Source organism: Arthrobacter sp. RIT-PI-e, assembly GCF_001187915.1.
Lineage (GTDB): Bacteria > Actinomycetota > Actinomycetes > Actinomycetales > Micrococcaceae > Arthrobacter_D.
Genome location: NZ_LGIU01000038.1, coordinates 1 through 20,844 on the forward strand (window position 1 = coordinate 1; position 20,844 = coordinate 20,844).

The 20,844-nt window shown below is 67.7% G+C and carries 29 protein-coding genes and 2 pseudogenes; 3 read left to right on the top strand and 28 right to left on the bottom strand.

The window, feature by feature from the left end:
- Positions 1–488, top strand: a pseudogene (locus tag AC792_RS16780) (sirohydrochlorin chelatase); the annotation flags it as partial.
- A 24-nt stretch (positions 489–512) separates the two neighbouring features.
- Here AC792_RS16780 and glmM read toward each other — a convergent pair.
- The 3 genes from glmM to rplM form a co-directional block, all read right to left on the bottom strand.
- Positions 513–1,871, bottom strand: coding sequence for a phosphoglucosamine mutase (glmM, locus tag AC792_RS03235; protein ID WP_049829151.1), 1,359 nt, complete (start codon positions 1,869–1,871; stop codon positions 513–515).
- 226 nt (positions 1,872–2,097) lie between these two features.
- Complete coding sequence (gene rpsI / locus AC792_RS03240) at positions 2,098–2,595, bottom strand: 30S ribosomal protein S9 (protein ID WP_049829152.1); 498 nt, start codon at positions 2,593–2,595, stop codon at positions 2,098–2,100.
- A gap of 40 nt (positions 2,596–2,635) precedes the next feature.
- Entirely contained in the window at positions 2,636–3,079 is a 444-nt protein-coding gene (rplM, locus tag AC792_RS03245) for a 50S ribosomal protein L13 (protein WP_049829153.1), read from the bottom strand.
- A gap of 413 nt (positions 3,080–3,492) precedes the next feature.
- On the opposite strand from rplM, the gene AC792_RS03250 reads away from it, so the two are divergent.
- Positions 3,493–3,909: a hypothetical protein gene (locus AC792_RS03250; RefSeq protein ID WP_049829154.1), complete on the top strand. Its 417-nt coding sequence runs from the start codon at positions 3,493–3,495 to the stop codon at positions 3,907–3,909.
- On the opposite strand, the gene AC792_RS03255 is transcribed toward AC792_RS03250, so the two are convergent.
- Positions 3,882–4,667: a response regulator transcription factor gene (locus AC792_RS03255; protein WP_049829155.1), complete on the bottom strand. Its 786-nt coding sequence runs from the start codon at positions 4,665–4,667 to the stop codon at positions 3,882–3,884. The two genes, AC792_RS03250 and AC792_RS03255, sit on opposite strands and share 28 nt — an antisense overlap.
- A 194-nt stretch (positions 4,668–4,861) precedes the next feature.
- On the opposite strand from AC792_RS03255, the gene AC792_RS03260 reads away from it, so the two are divergent.
- Complete coding sequence (locus AC792_RS03260) at positions 4,862–6,544, top strand: sensor histidine kinase (RefSeq protein ID WP_152915997.1); 1,683 nt, start codon at positions 4,862–4,864, stop codon at positions 6,542–6,544.
- Positions 6,545–6,592: 48 nt separating this feature from the next.
- Here AC792_RS03260 and AC792_RS03265 read toward each other — a convergent pair whose 3' ends face one another.
- From AC792_RS03265 to rplV, 24 genes and pseudogenes are all read right to left on the bottom strand, one after another.
- Positions 6,593–7,552, bottom strand: coding sequence for a tRNA pseudouridine synthase A (locus tag AC792_RS03265; RefSeq protein WP_049829157.1), 960 nt, complete (start codon positions 7,550–7,552; stop codon positions 6,593–6,595).
- Between the two features lie 64 nt (positions 7,553–7,616).
- A pseudogene (gene rplQ / locus AC792_RS16090) lies at positions 7,617–8,162 on the bottom strand (50S ribosomal protein L17); the annotation flags it as partial.
- A gap of 63 nt (positions 8,163–8,225) precedes the next feature.
- Positions 8,226–9,236 (bottom strand): DNA-directed RNA polymerase subunit alpha, encoded by a 1,011-nt coding sequence (locus AC792_RS03275; protein ID WP_049829159.1) that lies wholly within the window; start codon positions 9,234–9,236, stop codon positions 8,226–8,228.
- Between the two features lie 155 nt (positions 9,237–9,391).
- Positions 9,392–9,793 (bottom strand): 30S ribosomal protein S11, encoded by a 402-nt coding sequence (gene rpsK / locus AC792_RS03280; protein ID WP_049829160.1) that lies wholly within the window; start codon positions 9,791–9,793, stop codon positions 9,392–9,394.
- A gap of 152 nt (positions 9,794–9,945) precedes the next feature.
- Positions 9,946–10,323 carry a 30S ribosomal protein S13 gene (rpsM, locus tag AC792_RS03285; RefSeq protein ID WP_049829161.1) on the bottom strand — a complete coding sequence of 126 codons (378 nt, stop codon included), beginning with the start codon at positions 10,321–10,323 and terminating at the stop codon, positions 9,946–9,948.
- A 167-nt stretch (positions 10,324–10,490) separates the two neighbouring features.
- Positions 10,491–10,604, bottom strand: coding sequence for a 50S ribosomal protein L36 (gene rpmJ, locus AC792_RS03290; protein WP_049829162.1), 114 nt, complete (start codon positions 10,602–10,604; stop codon positions 10,491–10,493).
- Positions 10,605–10,625: 21 nt separating this feature from the next.
- A complete protein-coding gene (gene infA / locus AC792_RS03295) occupies positions 10,626–10,847 on the bottom strand; it encodes a translation initiation factor IF-1 (protein ID WP_019481515.1) in 222 nt (73 codons plus the stop codon).
- A 242-nt stretch (positions 10,848–11,089) separates the two neighbouring features.
- A complete protein-coding gene (gene map, locus AC792_RS03300) occupies positions 11,090–11,917 on the bottom strand; it encodes a type I methionyl aminopeptidase (protein ID WP_049829163.1) in 828 nt (275 codons plus the stop codon).
- A 9-nt stretch (positions 11,918–11,926) separates the two neighbouring features.
- The gene (locus AC792_RS03305) at positions 11,927–12,490 is read right to left on the bottom strand and encodes an adenylate kinase (RefSeq protein WP_049829220.1); all 564 of its coding nucleotides are present in this window, start codon (positions 12,488–12,490) and stop codon (positions 11,927–11,929) included.
- Between the two features lie 5 nt (positions 12,491–12,495).
- Entirely contained in the window at positions 12,496–13,806 is a 1,311-nt protein-coding gene (gene secY / locus AC792_RS03310) for a preprotein translocase subunit SecY (RefSeq protein ID WP_049829164.1), read from the bottom strand.
- Between the two features lie 226 nt (positions 13,807–14,032).
- Entirely contained in the window at positions 14,033–14,524 is a 492-nt protein-coding gene (gene rplO, locus AC792_RS03315; protein ID WP_049829165.1) for a 50S ribosomal protein L15, read from the bottom strand.
- Positions 14,524–14,742 carry a 50S ribosomal protein L30 gene (rpmD, locus tag AC792_RS03320; RefSeq protein WP_049829166.1) on the bottom strand — a complete coding sequence of 73 codons (219 nt, stop codon included), beginning with the start codon at positions 14,740–14,742 and terminating at the stop codon, positions 14,524–14,526. Before rpmD ends, rplO begins: the two co-directional genes overlap by 1 nt.
- Positions 14,739–15,449 (bottom strand): 30S ribosomal protein S5, encoded by a 711-nt coding sequence (rpsE, locus tag AC792_RS03325; protein WP_049829167.1) that lies wholly within the window; start codon positions 15,447–15,449, stop codon positions 14,739–14,741. Before rpsE ends, rpmD begins: the two co-directional genes overlap by 4 nt.
- Positions 15,450–15,478: 29 nt before the next feature.
- Entirely contained in the window at positions 15,479–15,862 is a 384-nt protein-coding gene (rplR, locus tag AC792_RS03330; protein ID WP_049829168.1) for a 50S ribosomal protein L18, read from the bottom strand.
- 2 nt (positions 15,863–15,864) lie between these two features.
- A complete protein-coding gene (rplF, locus tag AC792_RS03335) occupies positions 15,865–16,401 on the bottom strand; it encodes a 50S ribosomal protein L6 (protein WP_049829169.1) in 537 nt (178 codons plus the stop codon).
- Positions 16,402–16,419: 18 nt separating this feature from the next.
- Positions 16,420–16,818 (bottom strand): 30S ribosomal protein S8, encoded by a 399-nt coding sequence (rpsH, locus tag AC792_RS03340; protein ID WP_049829170.1) that lies wholly within the window; start codon positions 16,816–16,818, stop codon positions 16,420–16,422.
- An 87-nt stretch (positions 16,819–16,905) separates the two neighbouring features.
- Positions 16,906–17,481: a 50S ribosomal protein L5 gene (gene rplE / locus AC792_RS03345; protein ID WP_049829171.1), complete on the bottom strand. Its 576-nt coding sequence runs from the start codon at positions 17,479–17,481 to the stop codon at positions 16,906–16,908.
- A complete protein-coding gene (rplX, locus tag AC792_RS03350) occupies positions 17,481–17,855 on the bottom strand; it encodes a 50S ribosomal protein L24 (protein WP_049829172.1) in 375 nt (124 codons plus the stop codon). Before rplX ends, rplE begins: the two co-directional genes overlap by 1 nt.
- 3 nt (positions 17,856–17,858) lie before the next feature.
- Positions 17,859–18,227, bottom strand: a complete 369-nt coding sequence (gene rplN / locus AC792_RS03355) for a 50S ribosomal protein L14 (RefSeq protein WP_049829173.1) — start codon at positions 18,225–18,227, stop codon at positions 17,859–17,861.
- Positions 18,228–18,553: 326 nt separating this feature from the next.
- Positions 18,554–18,865, bottom strand: a complete 312-nt coding sequence (gene rpsQ / locus AC792_RS03360; RefSeq protein ID WP_049829174.1) for a 30S ribosomal protein S17 — start codon at positions 18,863–18,865, stop codon at positions 18,554–18,556.
- Positions 18,862–19,206: a 50S ribosomal protein L29 gene (gene rpmC / locus AC792_RS03365; RefSeq protein ID WP_049829175.1), complete on the bottom strand. Its 345-nt coding sequence runs from the start codon at positions 19,204–19,206 to the stop codon at positions 18,862–18,864. Before rpmC ends, rpsQ begins: the two co-directional genes overlap by 4 nt.
- 2 nt (positions 19,207–19,208) lie before the next feature.
- Entirely contained in the window at positions 19,209–19,625 is a 417-nt protein-coding gene (gene rplP, locus AC792_RS03370; RefSeq protein WP_049829176.1) for a 50S ribosomal protein L16, read from the bottom strand.
- A complete protein-coding gene (gene rpsC / locus AC792_RS03375) occupies positions 19,626–20,462 on the bottom strand; it encodes a 30S ribosomal protein S3 (protein ID WP_049829177.1) in 837 nt (278 codons plus the stop codon).
- Entirely contained in the window at positions 20,463–20,828 is a 366-nt protein-coding gene (rplV, locus tag AC792_RS03380; protein WP_049829178.1) for a 50S ribosomal protein L22, read from the bottom strand.
- Between the last annotated feature and the right edge of the window lie 16 nt (positions 20,829–20,844).

Genomic DNA, 20,844 nt, shown 5'->3' on the forward strand with positions numbered 1-20,844 from the left:
CCGCGTGGGCGCCCGCCCCCCGCCGCGCCCCCGGGCGGCAGGACCGGTTGGACGAGGCGTCCGTGGACGGGGCGGACGCGGTGGTCCTGGCCGCCGCGGGCTCCTCGGACCCCTGTGCGGCCGAGGACGTCGCCGAGGTCCACGCGGTCCTCGCCGGCGTGCGGACCGGCCCGGTGAGCACCGGCTTCGGCGCGAAGGCCGCACCGTCCGTCCGCGAGGCCGTCGCCGCGTCCCGGAAGGGCGCCGACACCCCACCCGTGGCGATCGCCTCCTACCTGCTGGCCCCTGGGTATTTCCACGACCAGCTGGCGAAGGCGGGGGCGCGAACCATCAGCGCCCCCCTGCTGCCGCACCCGGTGATCGCGGAGCTGGCCCTGGGCCGCTACGACGACGCCGTGCACCGGCTCCGCTCCGGTGCTGGCGCCCCGGCCCCCTGCGACCGGCCGTGCCGCGCGAGAACGGCCGCGTGCGTCCGCGACGGGTCGTGACCGAGCACCCGGTGGTGGGCCGGATCAGCCCACGGGTGCGAGGGCCAGTCTCTCCTGCACCGTCGCGGCCAGGTCACCGGCCACGCGCTGCGCCGTCTCCGTGTCGGCCGCCTCCACCATGACGCGGACCACCGGTTCGGTGCCGGAGGGGCGCAGGAGCCCCCGGCCGGTCTCGCCGAGGAGGGCGCTCGCGGCCCGGACGGCCTCCTGGACGCCCTCGTCCGAGTTCACGGCACCGCGGTCCACGCCCCTGACGTTGACGAGCACCTGAGGCAGCTTGGTCATCACGGTCACCAGGTCCTTGAGGGTCCTGCCGGTCTGGGCGATGCGTGCCGCGAGCTGGAGTCCCGTGAGCACGCCGTCCCCGGTGGTCGCGTGCTCGGCGAAGATCACGTGGCCGGACTGCTCGCCACCGAGGCTGAAGCCGCCCTCCGCCATCCCCTCGAGGACGTAGCGGTCACCCACCCCGGTCTCCTTGAGCGTGATCCCCGCCTCGCGCAGGGCCAGCTTGAGGCCCAGGTTGCTCATCACCGTGGCCACCAGCGTGTCGTCCTTCAGGGTGCCGGCGTCCCGCATGGCCAGCGCCATGACGGCCATGATCTGGTCGCCGTCCACCACGGTGCCCTCGTGGTCCACGGCGAGGCAGCGGTCGGCGTCGCCGTCGTGCGCCACACCGAGATCGGCTCCGTGCTCGAGGACGGCGGCCTGCAGCTTCTCGAGGTGGGTGGACCCGTAGCCGTCGTTGATGTTCACACCGTCCGGGTCCGCCCCGATCACCACGATCTCGGCGCCCGCGTTGCGGAAGACCTCGGGCGAGCACCCGCTCGCGGCTCCGTGCGCGCAGTCGAGTACCACCTTCAGGCCCTCGAGGCGGTGCGGGAGGGTCTGCAGGAGGTGCACCACGTAGCGGTCCTCGGCGTCGGCGAACCTCTGGATCCGGCCGACGTCGCCGGCCACCGGGCGCAGCCGCGGGCGTGCCATCTCCTCCTCGATGGCGTCCTCGAGCGCGTCGCTGAGCTTCTTGCCGCCACGGGCGAGGAACTTGATGCCGTTGTCCGGTGCCGGGTTGTGGGAGGCCGAGATCATCACCCCGAAGTCGGCGTCGAGGTCCGCCACGAGGAAGGCGGCGGCCGGGGTGGGGAGCACACCGGCGTCGAACACGTCCACTCCGGAGCTTGCGAGGCCTGCCTCCACCGCTGCCGCGATGAACTCACCGCTGATGCGTGGGTCGCGTGCGATCACCGCGGTGGGGCGGCGTGCGCCGTCCACGGCACGGTGACCGAGGACGACGGCGGCCGCCTGGGACAGCTGCAGGGAGAGTTCCGCGGTGATCAGGCCGTTGGCCAGGCCACGCACGCCGTCCGTGCCGAATAGTTTGCTCATGGTTGATGATCCTTCGTGAAGAACATGAGACCGAATGGCTTGGGTTCCCCCAACAGGTTAAAGCACGATGCCCGCCCGGAACCCCGGACGGGCGATCGAGCGTGTCCCGGACAACGGAAGAACCGGACCCAGCCACATGCTCGAGGAGCGTGGAGCCAAGCGGCAAATACCGCTGAGGGGACCCGAGGGAGATCGCTCCGGCGATCTCCCTCGGGGTAAGCGGTATTTACCGCTTGGAGTACTGAGGCGCCTTGCGTGCCTTCTTGAGACCGGCCTTCTTGCGCTCGATGACGCGGGCGTCACGGGTCAGGAAGCCTGCCTTCTTGAGGGCGGGGCGGTTGTTCTCGCGGTCGATCTCGTTCAGCGTGCGTGCCACACCGAGGCGCAGGGCACCGGCCTGGCCGGAGGGTCCACCACCGTGGATGCGGGCGATGACGTCGTAGGCGCCGTCGAGCTCGAGGAGCTTGAAGGGGTCGTTGACCTCCTGCTGGTGCAGCTTGTTGGGGAAGTAGTCGGCGAGCTCGCGCCCGTTGACGATCCACTTGCCCGTGCCGGGGACGAGGCGCACGCGGGCGACTGCTTCCTTGCGGCGGCCGACTGCTCCGCCGCCGACGGTCAGCGCGGGGCGCTCCTTCGCGGGGGCCTCGCCGGCGTCGGTGGATTCCGAGGTGTAGCTCGTGAGCTCCTCAGTCGGTTCGTTCAGCTCTTCGGTGTTCTGAGCCACGGTTCTCCTTGAAGTGATTTCTTAGTGTCGGTGGCCAGGACTACTGGGCGACCTGGGTGATTTCGAACGTCTGGGGTTGCTGTGCCGCGTGGGGGTGCTCCGCTCCGCGGTACACCTTGAGCTTGCCGATCTGCTGGGCGGCGAGGGAGTTCTTGGGGAGCATGCCGCGGACGGCCTTCTCCACTGCCCGCTCCGGGTTCTTGTCCAGGAGCTCGACGTAGCTGACGGACTTGAGGCCGCCCGGGTAACCCGAGTGGCGGTAGGCGCGCTTCTTCTCGGCCTTGGAGCCGGTGAGGGCGACCTTCTCTGCATTGATGATGATCACGAAATCGCCCATGTCCATGTGGGGGGCAAAGGTCGGCTTGTGCTTTCCGCGCAGCAGCGTTGCGGTCTGGCTGGCAAGACGGCCTAGGACTACGTCAGTGGCGTCGATGACGTGCCACTGGCGGGAGATGTCGCCTGGCTTCGGGGTGTACGTACGCACGGTTATGGCCTTCGTTTCTATTTCGGTGTCGCCAGCGATTCCGGACAGCGTCCGTCCTCGCGGGCTCAGCTTATTCATGCGTTACCGGAACTTCAGGTGAGGGCTGACATGCAACCGGTTATCCCGGGAATCTCGGCTCCGCCCCCGGGCCAGGTGGTCCTGCAACTGAACCGCTCCGGAGGGCACAGACGTATCGAGGTGGGATACGCACAACGACTACCCAGATTAGCCTGCCGCCACGCCGCAGGTCAAAACCGGTGACGGCGGTGTTCGTGGGGACGGAGACCGGGGACCCGCGCGGCCCCGATCGCGGGACGGACTCCCGGGCAGGGCGGGCGCAACTTCTGCGCAGTGCATGTACAGCATCTGCCGTTTCGGGTATCCGCGGACGCGTCCGGACGTAGCCTGACTGCGTGTTCCTCGATACCGCCCTGCAGGTCCTGCCCCTGGTGGATCTCGCCGTCCTCTCCGAGCTGGAGAGCCAGCTGAACGACCCCCTGCCCGCGAAGGCCTTCGCGGGCGACTACGTCGCGGGTTTCCCGGAGCGTCAGCTCCGTCTGCGCGACTCCGTCGGCGGCCGGGATCTACCCGCGGCCCTCGACGCCGCGCTCAGTCTGCGCAACGCCTCCACCATGGTCGGGGCCGCCCGGCTCGCGGGGTTGGCCACGGACGTGCTGGCGGCCGTCGGCGCGGCGGATCTCGAGACGCTGCGCCGTCTCCTCCCGCTCGTCGAGCGCTGCGGTCTCGAGACCGTCGAGGACCTGCGGTCCGGCTACCTGGCCGACGCCGTGATCCGCCTTCCTCAGGACCGCGGCGGCGTGAGCCGGTAGCCCACGCCCCGCACCGTCTGCAGCCACCGGGGATTCTTCGGGTCCTCGTCCAGCTTGCGACGCAGGTTGCCGATGTGCACCTCGATCGCCCGTTCGTCCGAGTCGCTGATGTAGGTGTCCTCGCCGTAGTAGTCGCCGCGGACCACGCGCACGAGGTCCGCCTTGGTGCGCACCGCGCCGTTGCTCCTGAGCATCTCGTTCAGGAGGTCGAACTCGCTGCGGGTCAGCGGGAGGTCCTGCCCGTTGAGGTCCACGGTGCGGGCGGAGGGGTTGAGGGCCAGCCCGTTGTGCTCCACCACCGGTGATGCGCTCGGAACCGCGAGCGGCGCGGAAGCCGGTGCGGACGACGCCGTCGCTCCGTGCGGTCGGGCCTCCGCAGCGGGCTCGACGCGCGGACGGCGCAGCATCGCCGAGATCCGCGCCCGCAGCTCGCGCGGGCGGAAGGGTTTGGTGAGGTAGTCGTCGGCGCCCGACTGCAGTGCCGTGAGCGTGTCCAGCTCGTCCCCGCGCGAGGTGAGCATCACCACGTAGCAGGTGCTGAAGGCGCGGATGCGTCGCAGCACCTCGTACCCGTCGATGTCCGGCAGACCGACGTCCACGGTGACCACCGTGGCGTCGTGGGTGCGCACCAGCTCCACCCCGGCCTTCCCGTTCGGCGCCACGTGCACCTCGAAGCCGGACTGACGCAGCACGGCCATGACCAGATTCCTCACATCGGCGTCGTCCTCGACGACCACCGCCACCCCAGGGTCACTCATCGAGTCCCCCTCCCTCTTCGACCAGCACCGAGCTGGAAACTTCGTCCCGACCCCATTGTGCCTGCCCGGGGACCGAATCGATGCCGTCCAGCGGACCAAACACGACGCCGGGCTACATAATGGTAGGCAGTACGTAGGTCTCAGCGTCGGGAAGTTGCTCAACATGTGGTGTTCCACCGGTCTTTGGATAGTGCGTGCCCAGGGGTGACAGCGCACCGTGGTTGCTCGGGGCGGCATCGAGGTTCACGGTCGACCGATCGGTGGTGCTCTGCCAGTTCCCGCTCACCCTGATCGTCGTCGTGGTCGGCGTCACGTCGCCGGCCCTCGGGCCCGCACTGCTGTCCGATCGCATGTTCGAGCTCGGGTTCTCCCTGACCCTGGTGCTGCTGGCCCTCGGCGCCGTGGTCCCGTGGAGCGAGCTGCCACGCGGCGGCATCCTCGTGCTGCCCACCCTGGACTTCGCCGCGATAGCGCTGGTGCATGCCGGCGCCGCGGAAAGCCTCCCCGGCCTCGGTGTCCTCGCCGTCCTCCCCGTGGTCTGGCTCATGCGCTCCTCCCTCCCGCTCTGGGCGGCCCTCACCCTCACGGGTGCGGGTACCCTCCTGGTCACCGCGCTGCCGGGACTCGCGGGCGGTGGTGCGCCGGGACCCGCCGGCGTGGCCCTGCTGCCGGTCGTGATGCTCTGCGTCGGCACCGTCGTGCGCGTCACGACCATGGGCGCGCTGGTGCGCGAGTGCGAGCTCGAACGCAAGGACGACGAACTCGGCGACCTGCTCCGGGCGGCGATCGAGCGCGAACGGCTCCTCACGGCCATCCTCGACACCGTGGACGTCGGGTTCACCGCGGTGGACGCGCACGGCAACACCACGCTCACCAATCGCCAGCAGGAGCTGTTCAACCGGCTGTCCTACGGTTCCGGCCACGAGGGTGCCACCCGCGTGCTGCTCTTCGGCGCGGACCGCACCACCGAGCTCCCCGTGGAACGGCGCCCCGTCTACCGTGCCCTGACCGGCGAGACGTTCGCGGACGAGCTGGTGTGGGTGGGTGACGGTGAGGCCCAGCGCGCCCTCTCCACCGCGGCACGCCCCATCAAGAACGCGGACGGTGGCATCACCGGTGCGCTCATCGTGTGCAGCGACGTGACCGAGCTCGTGGAGGCGGTCAACGCGAAGGACACCTTCATCTCGAACATCTCGCACGAGTTCCATGCCCCGCTGACCTCGGTGCTGGGGTACCTGGAGCTGGTGCTGGAGGACGAGCACACCCTCCCCAACCACCTCACCGGCTACGTGGACGTGGCAGGGCGCAACGCGGAGCGGGTGCTGCACCTGGTGGCGGACCTGCTCTCCACCGCCGGCGACCGGGTGCGCGTCCATCCCCGCCCCGTGGACCTCGCGGCCCTGATCGAGATGAGCGTACGGTCCAACCGGCTCAGGGCCGAGAAGAACGACGTCACGCTGAGGTCCTCCGCGGTGGCCCCGCTCTGGACCCTGCTCGATCCCCTCCGCATCTCCCAGGTGCTCGACAACCTGCTGTCCAACGCCATCAAGTACTCCCCCGGCGGGGGCGTGGTGAGCATCCTGGCCGAGGAGACGCCGTCGGCCATCAACCTGCACGTGGAGGATCGCGGGATCGGGATGACCGAGCAGGAGGCCCGGCTGGTGTTCTCCCGTTTCTACCGCACGCCCTCGGCGAGGAAGGCCGACATCGACGGCGCCGGTCTTGGGCTCGCGATCACCAAGTCCATCGTGGAGAGCCACGGTGGTTCCATCCACTGCGTCAGCGCACCGGGCGAGGGCAGCCGGTTCACCGTGATCCTGCCGGTGAACGGGGAGGTGGGCCGGGTGTCCCCCGATCCGGTGCAGGAATCGGTCTGACCCGCCTGCCGCCGGTCCGGCGCTCCCGCGGGAGCGTACGTACCGGGCTCAGCCGTCCGTCGGCCCTTCCGCGTCCGACAGGTGCGCCTCGGTGCGGCGCGCCCGTGTGAGCTCGGCCCTGGCACCCAGGTCCTGGTCCGCCGGGTAGGCGATCTCCTCGAGGACCAGCGGGTGCGGCGCGGCGAGGATCGAGCGGGCGTCCTTGGTCCTCGCGGCCAGCCGCTCCCCCAGCCACCCGGGCCGCATCTCGCCCGAACCGACGCGCAGGGTGGAACCCACCAGTGCCCGCACCATGTTGTGGCAGAACGCATCGGCCTGCACCGTGGCGGTGATCACGCCGTCCGGCCCGCGGGCGAACTCGAAGCGCTGCAGTTCGCGGATCGTCGTGGCGCCCGGACGCGGTTTGCAGAACGCAGCGAAGTCCTGCATGCCGCGCAGGTGGGCCGCGCCCTCGTCGAGCAGCTCCGTGTCCAGCGGGGCCGGGTACCAGAGCGTGGTGCCGCGCCGCAGCGGGTCCTGCCCGGTCCGGGTGTCGGCGATGGCGTAGCTGTACCGCCGCCAGAGGGCCGAGAAACGGGCGTCGAAGCCCTCCGGCGCGGGTCGCGCCGAGCGGACGACGACGGCGGGTACCGAGTTCCGCACGGAGCGGCCACGTCCGGTGATGCCGTCGGTCAGCTCCCGGTTGACGGTCCCCGTCAGGCGGCGGAGGAAGGCGTCACCCGGGTCGACGTCCCGCCCCCTGCCCATGGCCGCCCACTCCGCGGGGTCGAGGTCCACGTGGGCCACCTGCCCGCGCGCGTGGACACCGGCGTCGGTGCGTCCGCCGACGGTGAGCCGGACCGGACGCTGGAGGAGGGTGCGCAGCGCGTCCTCGAGCACCCCCTGCACGGTGGTCCGCCCGGGTTGCAGGGCCCATCCCGAGAAGGGCGCGCCGTCGTACGCGATGTCCAGGCGGACGCGCAGAAGCCCGCCGCTCCTCTCGGGAACGGCGGGCTTCTGGGCGGGCATGGGATGCGTCAGGGACGAAGAACTTCTTCTTCTCGTCCTCGACGGTACCTTCGACGACGACGACCTCGTCCGCGACCCCGGCCTCGGCGTCGACGGTGGTGTCCTCGGCGGCCACCTCGTCGGTGACGGGTGCGTCGGCAGATTCCACGGTACCGGCGTCATCAGCGGACACCGCGGTCTCGTCGGCGACGGGAGCGGAGGCGGGCGCCTTGGCCTGCTCGGCCTCGGCGACGGCCGACTGCTTCGCGGACATGGGCTCCAGCACCAGCTCGATGACGGCCATGGGGGCGTTGTCGCCCTTGCGATTGCCGATCTTCGTGATGCGGGTGTAACCACCCTCGCGGTTGGCGACGGCGGGCGCGATGTCCGTGAACAGCTCGTGGACGATCCCCTTGCTGCTGATGACGGCGAGGACGCGACGGCGGGACGCCAGGTCACCCTTCTTCGCGAACGTGATGAGACGCTCGGCGTAGGGGCGGAGGCGCTTGGCCTTCGTCACCGTGGTGGTGATGCGCTTGTGCTCGAACAGTGAGGCGGCCAGGTTGGCGAGCATCAGGCGCTCGTGCGCCGGACCGCCTCCGAGACGTGGGCCCTTGGTGGGTGTGGGCATGGTGATTTCTCCTCATTAGGAGCCCGCCCGCCGCACGGGTGCGGCGGGCGGGCGGGTGTCGTTTTAGAGCTCTTCGTCGCTGTAGGCGGCGTCGTCCTCTTCGATGGCTGCTGCACGGGCGGCGAGGTCGAACCCTGGAGGGGAGTCCTTCAGGGACAGACCGAGCTCCACGAGCTTCGCCTTGACCTCGTCGATGGACTTCGCACCGAAGTTGCGGATGTCCATGAGATCGGCCTCGGAGCGTCCTACGAGCTCACCCACGGAGTGGATGCCCTCACGCTTGAGGCAGTTGTACGAGCGGACCGTCAGTTCGAGGTCCTCGATCGGCAGTGCCATGTCCGCGGCGAGGGCCGCGTCCGTGGGCGACGGGCCGATCTCGATGCCCTCGGCCGCGGTGTTCAGCTCGCGTGCGAGACCGAACAGCTCGACCAGGGTGGTGCCGGCGGAGGCGACGGCGTCGCGCGGGGCGATGGCGTCCTTCGTCTCGACGTCGACGATCAGCTTGTCGAAGTCGGTGCGCTGCTCCACACGGGTCGCCTCCACGCGGAAGGTGACCTTCAGGACCGGCGAGTAGATCGAGTCGACCGGGATGCGGCCGATCTCGGAGTCGCCGGCCTTGTTCTGCGAGGCGGAGACGTAGCCACGCCCGCGCTCGATGGTCAGCTCGAGCTCGAACTTGCCGTTCGAGTTGAGCGTCGCGATGTGCAGGTCCGGGTTGTGGAACTCCACACCTGCGGGGGGTGCGATGTCCGCGGCCGTGACGACGCCGGGACCCTGCTTGCGCAGGTACGCCACCACGGGCTCGTCGTGCTCCGAGGAGACGGCGAGATTCTTGATGTTGAGGATGATCTCGGTGACGTCCTCCTTCACCCCCGGGACGGTGGTGAATTCGTGCAGCACGCCGTCGATCCGGATGCTGGTGACAGCCGCTCCGGGGATCGAGGACAGCAGCGTGCGGCGCAGCGAGTTGCCGAGGGTGTAGCCGAAACCGGGCTCGAGGGGCTCGATGACGAACCGCGAGCGGTTATCGGCGACGACTTCTTCGGTCAGGGTGGGGCGCTGTGCAATGAGCACTTACATTTCCTTTCAGGGAGCATCCGCTATATGACGCTTCCGCATGGGCGGGACTGCTGGTGAGCCGGTTCCGAAGGCTCCTCCGGACGCCACCGAACCGCCCTGCCTGAACACGGGGTTCCTGCAGGGCGGCGCGGTGAGCACGGGTGGACCGATCAGACGCGGCGGCGCTTGGGCGGGCGGCAGCCGTTGTGCGCGCTCGGGGTGACGTCCTGGATGGAGCCGACCTCCAGGCCGGTGGCCTGCAGCGAACGGATGGCGGTCTCGCGGCCTGATCCCGGGCCCTTGACGAAGACGTCGACCTTGCGGACGCCGTGCTCCTGTGCACGCTTCGCGGCGGCCTCGGCGGCCATCTGCGCGGCGAACGGGGTGGACTTGCGTGAGCCCTTGAAACCGACCTCGCCCGCGGAGGCCCAGGAGATGACAGCTCCGCTGGGGTCCGTGATGGAGACGATGGTGTTGTTGAAGGTGCTCTTGATGTGCGCCTGACCGAGCGCGATGTTCTTCTTGTCCTTGCGACGCGGCTTGCGTACCGCTCCACGGGTCTTGGGGGGCATTACTTCTCCTACGAAGGTATCGGGTGGTGCATGATTCGGCTGATCGGGCGTCCCTCGGTGATCGTGACCGTCACTGAGCGGATGGGCCCCTGATGGCGGGGTTCCCTGGCCGGGCGAGCGCTAGCGAGACCGGTCAGGGGGGCCATCAGGGATTAGCGTCCGACCTTCTTCTTGCCTGCGACCGTACGCTTGGGGCCCTTGCGGGTACGCGCGTTCGTCTTCGTACGCTGTCCGCGCACGGGAAGGCCGCGGCGGTGCCGGATGCCTTCGTAGCTGCCGATCTCCACCTTGCGGCGGATGTCGGCGGCGACCTCACGGCGGAGGTCACCCTCGACCTTGAAGTTGCCCTCGATGTAGTCGCGGAGCTGGACCAGCTCCGCGTCGGTGAGGTCCTTGACGCGCGTGTTCGGGGAGATGCCCGTGTCGACGATCGTCTTCTCCGCGCGGGTCTTGCCCACGCCGTAGATGTAGGTGAGTGCGATGACTACCCGCTTTTCGCGGGGGATGTCTACGCCAGCGAGACGTGCCATGGTGGCGGTGCTCCTTCAGTGGTTCCCGGAGGTCTGCAGCAGGACGTCCCCGGGACCGTCGGTCCCGGTCCCCGGCCTCCGAGCCGGGGGTGTCCGCTCCTCACGGAGCGGTGTTCTGCTGTCGAATGTACTTCTACGTGCGCGGGTGGAGCCTCGTGGAGGAGGTTCTAGCCCTGACGCTGCTTGTGGCGCGGGTTCTCGCAGATGACGAGGACGTTGCCCTGGCGGCGGACCACCTGGCACTTCTCGCAGATACGCTTCACGCTCGGCTGGACCTTCATGGTTTTCCTTTGCGTCGATTCTTATTTGTAGCGGTAGACAATACGGCCCCGGGTGAGGTCGTACGGGCTGAGTTCCACTACGACCCGGTCCTCGGGAAGGATCCGGATGTAGTGCTGACGCATCTTTCCCGAGATGTGGGCGAGGACAATGTGTCCGTTGGCCAACTCAACGCGGAACATCGCGTTGGGCAGTGCCTCGTTCACAGTGCCTTCAATCTCAATGACACCGTCTTTCTTGGCCATATCCTCCGCTAACGTCGATGCCCACCACGTGTGCGGCAGGCGGGTTCTGGATTCTGGTCGTCGTGGTCCGTCGGCGAGCCGCGAGGCCGGCACCGGACCGTCGCACGGACCCTGATGGGCACCGGAAGCAGGGACGACCAACAGGACACTCTACGCCAACGCGCGGCGATAGTTAAATCGGTGGGATGCCGACGGCATACCGTCCGGCACCGTCCGTCGTCGTCGGTGCGCCCGGGGAGGTGCTATCCGGCCAGGGGTACCGGCGTGACGCCGAGGGGTACCAGGCGTGAGGCTCCTCCGTCGGCGGCGGTGAGCACCCAGATCCCGCCGTCGTGCACGGCGACGCTGTGCTCCCACTGGGATGCGCGCCTCCCATCGGTGGTGACGACGGTCCAGTCGTCGTCGAGCACCGTGGTCTCCAGCCCGCCCTGGACCAGCATCGGCTCGATCGCGAGGCACAGACCGGGGCGCACCTTCGGCCCGCGGTGCGCGGACCGGTAGTTCAGGACGTCCGGCGCCTGGTGCATCTCGGTGCCGATGCCGTGGCCCACGTAGTCCTCGAGGATGCCGAGCGGCGCGCCGTCCACGGAGGAGACGTAGTCGTCGATCGCGGACCCCACGTCCCCCACGAACCGCGCGGAGGCCAGTGCTGCGATACCGCGCCACATGGCCTCCTCGGTGACCTCGGAGAGCCGCACGTCCTCGGGACGCGCCGCGCCCACGAGCACGGTGCGCGCCGAGTCGGAGTGCCACCCGTCGATCACGGCGCCGCCGTCGACCGAGATGATGTCGCCGTCCTGCAACACGTACCCGCCGGGGATGCCGTGCACCACCTCGTGGTTCACGGAGGTGCAGATGCTCGCCGGGAAGCCGTGGTAGCCGAGGAAGTTCGACGTCGCGCCCTTCTCGCGGAGTACGCCCTCGAACACCTCGTTGAGCTCGGCCGTGGTGACCCCCGCCCGCACCGAGGCCACGGTGGTGTCGAGCGCCTGCGCGAGGACCAGGCCCGCTTCGTGCATCATGAGCATCTGGGCGGTCGTCTTGTACTCGACCTTCGGCTGACGGAACATCGTCGCGACCTAGCTCGTGACCTTCAGGGCTGCCATGACCCGCTCGGTGACCTCGTCGATCGGCCCGATGCCGTCCACCTTCGTGACGATGCGGCGCTCGTCGTACTGCGACACCACTGCCTCGGTCTGGTCGTGGTAGAGACCCAGGCGGTGCCGGATCACCTTCTCGTTGTCGTCGGAGCGGCCGTCCTGCACGGCACGGTTGAGCAGTCGCTGGACGAGTTCGTCGTCGTCGGCGGTCAGCTGCAGCACCACGTCGAGGGTGAGGGCGTTCTCGCGGAGGATGTCGTCGAGCTCCGTCACCTGCGCCGCGGTCCGCGGGTACCCGTCGAGCAGGAACCCCTCGCGGACGTCGTCGGCGGCGAGGCGGTCGCGCACCATGCTGTTGGTCACACTGTCGGGCACGAAGTCCCCGGCGTCCATGTACTTCTTGGCCTCGACACCCAGCGGTGTCTCGCGTCTGACGTTGTCGCGGAAGATGTCGCCGGTGGAGATCGCCACCAGGCCCAGTCGGTCGGAGATCCGCGCCGCCTGGGTACCCTTGCCCGATCCTGGGGGACCGATGATCAACATGCGCATCAACGCAACAACCCTTCGTAGTGACGCTGCTGGAGCTGCGCGTCGATCTGCTTCACCGTCTCGAGTCCCACACCCACCATGATCAGGATGGAGGTACCGCCGAACGGGAAGTTCTGGTTCGCACCGATGGCCACCAGCGCGATGAGTGGGATCAGCGCCACGAGGCCCAGGTAGATGGCGCCCGGCAGCGTGATGCGGGAGAGCACGTACTGCAGGTACTCGGCGGTGGGCCGCCCGGCGCGGATGCCCGGGATGAATCCGCCGTACTTCTTCATGTTCTCGGACACCTCGTCCGGGTTGAACGTGATGGCCACGTAGAAGTAGGTGAAGAAGACGATCAGGAGGAAGTACATGGCCATGTACAGCGGGTGGTCGCCGCTCGTGAGGTACGTGGTGATCCAGTTGACCCATCCCGTCGGTGCGGTGCCGTCCTGCGGGGTGTTGAACTGCGCCACGAGGCTCGGGAGGTACAGCATCGAGGAAGCGAAGATCACCGGGATCACACCGGCCATGTTGACCTTGATGGGGATGTAGGTGCTGCTGCCGCCGAGGGTGCGCCGCCCGATCATCCGCTTGGCGTACTGCACCGGGATGCGGCGCTGCGACTGCTCCACGAAGATCACCAGGGACACGACCACCACGCCCATCAGGAGCACCGCGGCGAAGACCCCCGCGCCCTGGGTGCGGAAGATCTCCCCGAGCGAGCTGGGGAAGCCGGCCGCGATCGCCGTGAAGATGAGCAGTGACATCCCGTTGCCCACACCCTTCTCGGTGATGAGCTCGCCCATCCACATGATCAGGCCGGTACCCGCGGTGAGGGTGATGATCAGCAGGAGGATGTTGATGAAGGAATCGTCCGGGATGAGCGGGACCGGGCAGTTGCCGAGCAGCGCACCGGTGCGTGCCAGCGACACGAGGGTGGTCGCGTTGAGCAGACCCAGGGCGATCGTGAGGTAGCGCGTGTACTGGGTCAGCTTGGACTGCCCCTGGGCGCCTTCCTGGTGCAGCTCCTGGAAACGGGGGATGACCACCCGGAGGAGCTGTGTGATGATGCTCGCCGTGATGTACGGCATGATCCCGAGGGCGAAGATCGACACCTGCAGCAGTGCGCCACCGCTGAAGAGGTTGACGAACTGGTAGAGACCGCCCTCGGTGTTGCCGAGGTCCAGGCAGGTCTGGACGTTCCCGTAGTCGACACCGGGAGCGGGGATGAAGGCTCCGAGGCGGAAGATGGTGATGATTCCCAGCGTGAACAACAGCTTGCGCCGCAGGTCTGGCGTCCGGAAAGCCCGGCCAATAGCGCTAAGCAAGCGTCCTCCTGAAGGTCTGTCGGTCCGCGGGGACCATGCACAACAACCGAGTGTAACGGTTGCTCACCGGTGCCGAGCACCGGCGGATGGGGCGGGGGTCCGGCATTAAGGAAGAAGACCCTCGGTGGGCCGGTCGGTACCGGCCCACCAAGAGTCTAGTTCGCAGGGAGCCCCCGATCCGGTACCTCCGCCTCGTGTTCGTCCGAGGAGGAGGTACCGGGAGGTGCTACAGGGCGGTGGTGGTCCCGCCTGCTGCGGCGATCTTCTCGGCCGCGGAGGCCGAGAACGCGTTCGCCGAGATGTTCACGGCCACGGTGATCTCACCGGTGCCGAGAACCTTGACGGGCTGGTTCTTGCGAACCGCGCCGTTGGCCACCAGGGAGGCGACGGTGACGTCGCCACCCGCCGGGTACAGCTCGGAGAGCTTGTCCAGGTTGACCACCTGGAACTCCACGCGGAACGGGTTCTTGAACCCGCGCAGCTTGGGAAGGCGCATGTGCAGCGGCAGCTGGCCGCCGGCGAAACCCGCCTTCACCTGGTAGCGGGCCGCCGTTCCCTTGGTACCACGGCCTGCGGTCTTGCCCTTCGAACCCTCACCACGGCCCACACGGGTCTTCGCGGTCTTGGCTCCGGGGGCGGGACGCAGGTGGTGGACCTTGAGTGCGTGGACGCGCTCTGCCTTCGCCTCGGTCGCGGCCGGGGTGTTGTTCTCTACCACTAGTTGGCCTCCTCGACCTTCAGAAGGTGCGGAACCGTGTTGACCATGCCGACCGTCACGGCGTCGGCTTCACGGACCACGGTGTGGCCGATCCGCTTCAGACCGAGCGAGCGCAGCGTGTCGCGCTGGTTCTGCTTGCCGCCGATGGCGGACTTGATCTGCGTGATCTCGAGCTTGGCCGAGCTCACGGCCACGCGCTTGGGAGTGATCGCGGTCATTTCGCACCTACCTTCTGGGCTGCGATGGCTCGCAGCATCTGGTGGGACGCAACCTCGTCGAGGGGCAGACCGCGACGCGCTGCCACGGCCTGGGGCTCCTCGAGGCGCTTGAGCGCGTCGACGGTGGCGTGCACGATGTTGATCGCGTTCGCCGATCCGAGCGACTTCGAGAGGACGTCGTGGATGCCGACGCACTCCAGGACGGCGCGCACCGGACCACCGGCGATCACACCGGTACCCGGGGACGCGGGACGCAGGAGCACGACGCCGGCCGCAGCCTCGCCCTGCACCAGGTGCGGGACGGTGCCACCGATGCGCGGCACGCGGAACATGGTCTTCTTGGCTTCCTCGACGGCCTTCTGGATGGCGGAGGGAACTTCCTTCGCCTTCCCGTAGCCGACACCGACCATGCCGTTGCCGTCGCCTACCACCACGAGGGCGGTGAAGCTGAAGCGACGACCACCCTTGACCACCTTGGCCACGCGGTTGATGCTGACGACGCGTTCGATGAACTTGTCCTTGTCGTCGTTCCGGCCGCCGTCGCGCCCGTCACGGCCGCCACGGCCCCCGCGCTCGCCACCGCGGGAGTTGCCCCCACGCTCGCCACCGCGGGCATTGCCGCGGCGGTTGGCGGCCGCCGACGCGTTCTCGGTCGATCCTGCGGCTGTCGTCGCCTCGGCAGCGGGCTGCTCTGTAGCCGTATTCAATGGGGCTTCCTTTGCCTTGATTTCCTCGGTCACAGTGCCAGCCCACCGATCCGTGCGCCGTCTGCGATTGCTGCAACGCGACCGTGGTACTTGTTACCACCGCGGTCGAAGACGACAGCCTCGACACCGACGGCCAGGGCACGCGCTGCGACGAGCTCGCCGACGCGCTTGGCCTTGGCGGTCTTGTCGCCGTCGAAGGCCCGGAGGTCAGCTTCGAGGGTGGAGGCTGACGCGACGGTGACACCCTTGGTGTCGTCGACGACCTGCACGAAGACGTGGCGCGCCGAACGGTTGACCACCAGACGGGGCCGTACGGCCGTACCGGAGACGCGCTTGCGTACCCGGAGGTGCCGGCGTCCCCTGGAGGCGGACCTGCTCTTCGAGCTGCGCTTCTTGTTGATGCTCAGACCCATGATTACTTACCAGCCTTTCCGACCTTGCGGCGGATGATCTCGCCCGCGTAGCGGATGCCCTTGCCCTTGTAGGGGTCCGGCTTGCGCAGCTTGCGGATGGTTGCAGCGACCTCGCCGACCTGCTGCTTGTTGATCCCCGCGACCGAGAGCTTGGTGGGGCTGTCGACGGTGAGGGTGATGCCCTCGGGGGCCTTCACGGCCACCGGGTGGCTGTACCCCAGCGCGAACTCGAGGTCGGCGCCCTTGGCCTGGACACGGTAACCCGTACCCACGATCTCGAGGTTCTTCTTGTAGCCGTCCGTGACACCGACGATCATGTTGGAGATCAGGGTGCGGGTGAGCCCGTGCAGCGAACGCGACTCGCGCTCGTCGTTGGGGCGCGAGACGGTGAGGGTGCTCTCGTCGAGGGAGACCTCGATGGGGTTGGGGACCACGTGGGTCAGTTCACCCTTGGCACCCTTGACGGAGACCTCGTTGCCGTTGACCTTGACCTCGACACCGGAGGGAACGGTGATGGGGAGACGTCCAATACGTGACATGTTTCTTTCCCTTTCCCGCTACCAGACGTAGGCGAGGACTTCCCCACCTACACCCTTCTTGGATGCCTGGCGGTCCGTGAGCAGACCGGAGGACGTGGACAGGATGGCGATGCCGAGCCCGCCGAGGACCTGGGGCAGGTTCGTGGACTTCGCGTAGACGCGGAGACCGGGCTTGGAGATGCGGCGGATACCGGCGATGGAACGCTGGCGGTCCGGACCGAACTTGAGGTCGAGGGTCAGCTTCTTGCCGACCTCGGCCTCCTCCTCCTTCCAGCCCGCGATGTAACCCTCGGACTTCAGGATGTCCGCGACGCGGGCCTTCAACTTGCTGTACGGCATGGACACGGAATCGTGGTATGCCGAGTTTGCGTTGCGCAGACGCGTGAGCATGTCTGCGACAGGATCTGTCATTGTCATGTGGGCTCTTGCCCTTCCTCGGAACGGTTTCCGGTTTCCGGCCGGCGCGGGGAGCGACTACCGGAGCGGACCTGCAACGTAGTTAGATTAATCTTCGGATTTGAAGGGGAAGCCGAGCGCCTTGAGGAGCGCACGGCCCTCGGCGTCGGTCCTGGCGGTGGTCACGACGGTGATGTCCATGCCACGGACGCGGTCGATGCGGTCCTGGTCGATCTCGTGGAACATCGACTGCTCGGTCAGGCCGAACGTGTAGTTGCCGTTGCCGTCGAACTGCTTGCCGTTGAGCCCGCGGAAGTCGCGGATACGGGGCAGTGCGAGGGAGATCAGGCGGTCCGTGAACTCCCACATGCGGTCCCCACGCAGCGTGGCGTGTGCACCGATGGGCATGCCCTCGCGGAGCTTGAACTGCGCGATGGACTTGCGGGCCTTCGTGACCTGGGGCTTCTGGCCCGTGATCGCGGTGAGGTCCTTGACGGCTCCGTCGATCAGCTTGGAGTCCTTGGCGGCGTCACCGACACCCATGTTCACGACGACCTTGACCAGGCGCGGGACCTGGTTCACGTTGGAGTAGTCGAACTGCTCCTGCAGGGTCGCCTTGATCTCGGCCTGGTAGCGGGCCTTGAGACGGGGAAGAACCTTGGTCTCTGTGGTCTCGACAGTCATTACAGATCCTTCCCTGATGACTTGGCGATGCGGATGCGGACAACGCGCTCGCGGCCGTCGCGCTCGACGGTCTCGGTGCGGTACCCGACGCGCGTCGGCTTCTTGGTCTCGGGATCGACGACGGCCACGTTGCTGATGTGCACCGGGGCCTCGACCACCTGGATCCCACCGGTGGTGGTGCCGCCCTGCGACTGCCCCGCCTTGGTGTGCTTGGTGATCCGGTTGATGCCCTCGACGAGCACGCGGTTGGACTCGGGGAACACCTTGAGGACCTTGCCCTGCTTGCCGCGGTCTCCGCCGCGCTCCTGCTTGGCCCCGGTGATGACCTGCACGAGGTCACCCTTCTTGATCTTGAGCTTTGTCTTCTGTGCCATGGACTACAGCACCTCCGGCGCCAGCGAGATGATCTTCATGAAACGCTTGTCGCGGAGCTCGCGACCGACAGGGCCGAAGATACGGGTACCGCGGGGGTCGCCGTCGTTCTTCAGGATCACTGCTGCGTTCTCGTCGAACTTGATGTAGGAACCGTCCGCGCGGCGGCGTTCCTTCTTGGTGCGGACGATGACCGCCTTGACGACATCACCCTTCTTGACGTTGCCGCCGGGGATCGCGTCCTTCACGGTGGCGACGATGACGTCGCCGATGCCTGCGTAGCGGCGCCCGGATCCTCCGAGAACACGGATGGTCAAGATTTCCTTGGCCCCCGTGTTGTCGGCGACCTTTAGCCGCGACTCCTGCTGAATCACTGATAACTCCTGTCGTCGCGCCGGTTCTCTCGTCGAGCCTTGCGGAACGGATATGGGTGGGCCCCGAGATACTGGTCCTCACCGACAGTGCGCGGGGCGCACGATCGTGCCTGGGAGCTGCACGGGACGGTGAACAAGATCATCGGGCTTTTGCCTATTTGCCCGGTGTGCGGGTCAACCCCGGAGGAGACCTCGTGAGGGCATGCGCCAGCCCACCAGACAGACAAGATTCACAGCATATCGCGGAAGGGCCCCGGACACGAAATCGTGTCCGGGGCCCTGCCGTGCGAGGTCCGGCGTACCGTTCCCGCTGCTGCTGCTCGGTGCTACTTGGCCTTCTCGATGACCTCGACCAGGCGCCACCGCTTGGTGGCGGACAGCGGACGGGTCTCGCTGATCAGGACCATGTCGCCGATGCCGGCGGTGTTCTGCTCGTCGTGCGCCTTGATCTTGGAGCTGCGACGGATCACCTTGCCGTACAGGCCGTGCTTCACGCGGTCCTCGACCTCGACCACGATGGTCTTCTGCATCTTGTCGGACACCACGTAGCCGCGGCGGACCTTGCGGTAGCCACGCGAGTCGGCGCCGTGCACTGCCTTCTCGGTCCCGACGGTGGTCTCACTCTGCTGCTCACTCATTTGGCGTCCTCCTCAGAAGCCTCGGTGTCCGCGACAGGTGCGTCCTTCGCGGAGGCCTTCTTGGCTTTCTTGGGTTTCTCCGCCTTCGCGGGCGCAGCTTCCTCGACGGGAGCTACGACCTCGGGGCGGATACCCAGTTCACGCTCACGCAGCACCGTGTAGATGCGGGCGATGTCGCGCTTGACCGAGCGAAGGCGCCCGTGACTCTCCAGCTGGCCGGTGGCCGACTGGAAGCGGAGGTTGAACAGCTCCTCCTTGGCCTTGCGCAGTTCTTCCACCAGACGATCCTTGTCGAAGCCGTCCAGCTGGTCCGATGCCAGTTCCTTTGAACCCAGAGCCAAAACTATTCACCACCCTCACGACGCACGATGCGTGCCTTCAACGGCAGCTTGTGGATCGCGAGGCGCAGGGCTTCGCGGGCTACCTCTTCGGAAACACCGGAGAGTTCGAAGAGAACCCGTCCCGGCTTGACGTTGGCCACCCACCACTCGGGCGAACCCTTACCGGAACCCATGCGGGTCTCGGCGGGCTTCTTGGTCAACGGACGGTCCGGATAGATGTTGATCCAGACCTTGCCGCCACGCTTGATGTGGCGGGTCATGGCGATACGGGCGGACTCGATCTGCCGGTTGGTGACGTATGCCGGGCTCAGCGCCTGGATACCCCACTCGCCGAAGCTGACCTCGGTACCGCCGGTTGCAGCGCCCGAGCGACCCGGGTGGTGCTGCTTGCGGAACTTGACTCGACGTGGGATCAGCATTTAAGCCTGTCCTCCTTCAGTCGCGGCTGCGGGAGCCGCGGCGGTCTCGGCGGGTGCCTGGGCACCCTGGCCCTCGGAGCGCTCGGGAGCACGACGACGACGGTCGCCACCGCGATCGGCGCCGGCGGGGCCACGGCCCGGCCGGTCCCCACCGCGGCCGCGGGAAGGAGCTGCAGCGGCCTGGGCCGCGAGTTCCTTCGCCGTGACGTCACCCTTGTAGATCCAGACCTTCACGCCGATGCGGCCGAAGGTGGTCTTCGCCTCGAAGAAGCCGTAGTCGATGTTGGCGCGGAGCGTGTGCAGGGGAACGCGTCCCTCGCGGTAGAACTCCGAACGGCTCATCTCGGCCCCGCCCAGACGACCGGAGCACTGGACACGGATGCCCTTGGCGCCGGCGCGCTGCGCGGACTGCATGGCCTTCTTCATGGCGCGGCGGAACGCCACGCGGGAGGAGAGCTGCTCCGCGATGCCCTGGGCCACCAGCTGCGCCTCGACCTCGGGGTTCTTGACCTCGAGGATGTTCAGCTGCACCTGCTTGCCGGTGAGCTTCTCGAGCTCGCCGCGGATGCGGTCGGCCTCTGCTCCGCGGCGGCCGATGACGATGCCCGGACGTGCCGTGTGGATGTCCACGCGGACGCGGTCACGGGTGCGCTCGATCTCGACCTTGGCGATGCCGGCCCGGTCCATGCCGGTGGACATCAGCTGACGGATCTTGATGTCCTCACGGACGAAGTCGCGGTAGCGCTGACCGGGCTTGTTGCTGTCGGCGAACCAGTGTGACCTGTGGTCGGTGGTGATGCCGAGTCGGAACCCGTGCGGGTTTACTTTCTGTCCCACTTAGCGGACCTCCACTTTCTCAGGGGTAGCGACGACAACCGTGATGTGGCTGGTCCGCTTGTTGATGCGGAACGCGCGGCCCTGGGCACGCGGACGGAACCGCTTCATCGTGGGGCCTTCGTCAACGAATGCTTCGCTGATGATGAGGTTGTCCTCGTCGAAGGCGACGCCGTCACGGTCCGCGAGGACACGTGCGTTGGCGACGGCCGACTGGACCACCTTGAATACCGGCTCCGAAGCAACCTGTGGGGCAAACTTCAGAATAGCCAGAGCCTCGTTCGCCTGCTTACCACGAACAAGGTTGACGACGCGCCGGGCCTTCATAGGCGTTACGCGGATATGACGCGCAATAGCCTTGGCTTCCATTGCTTTCCTTCTCTCG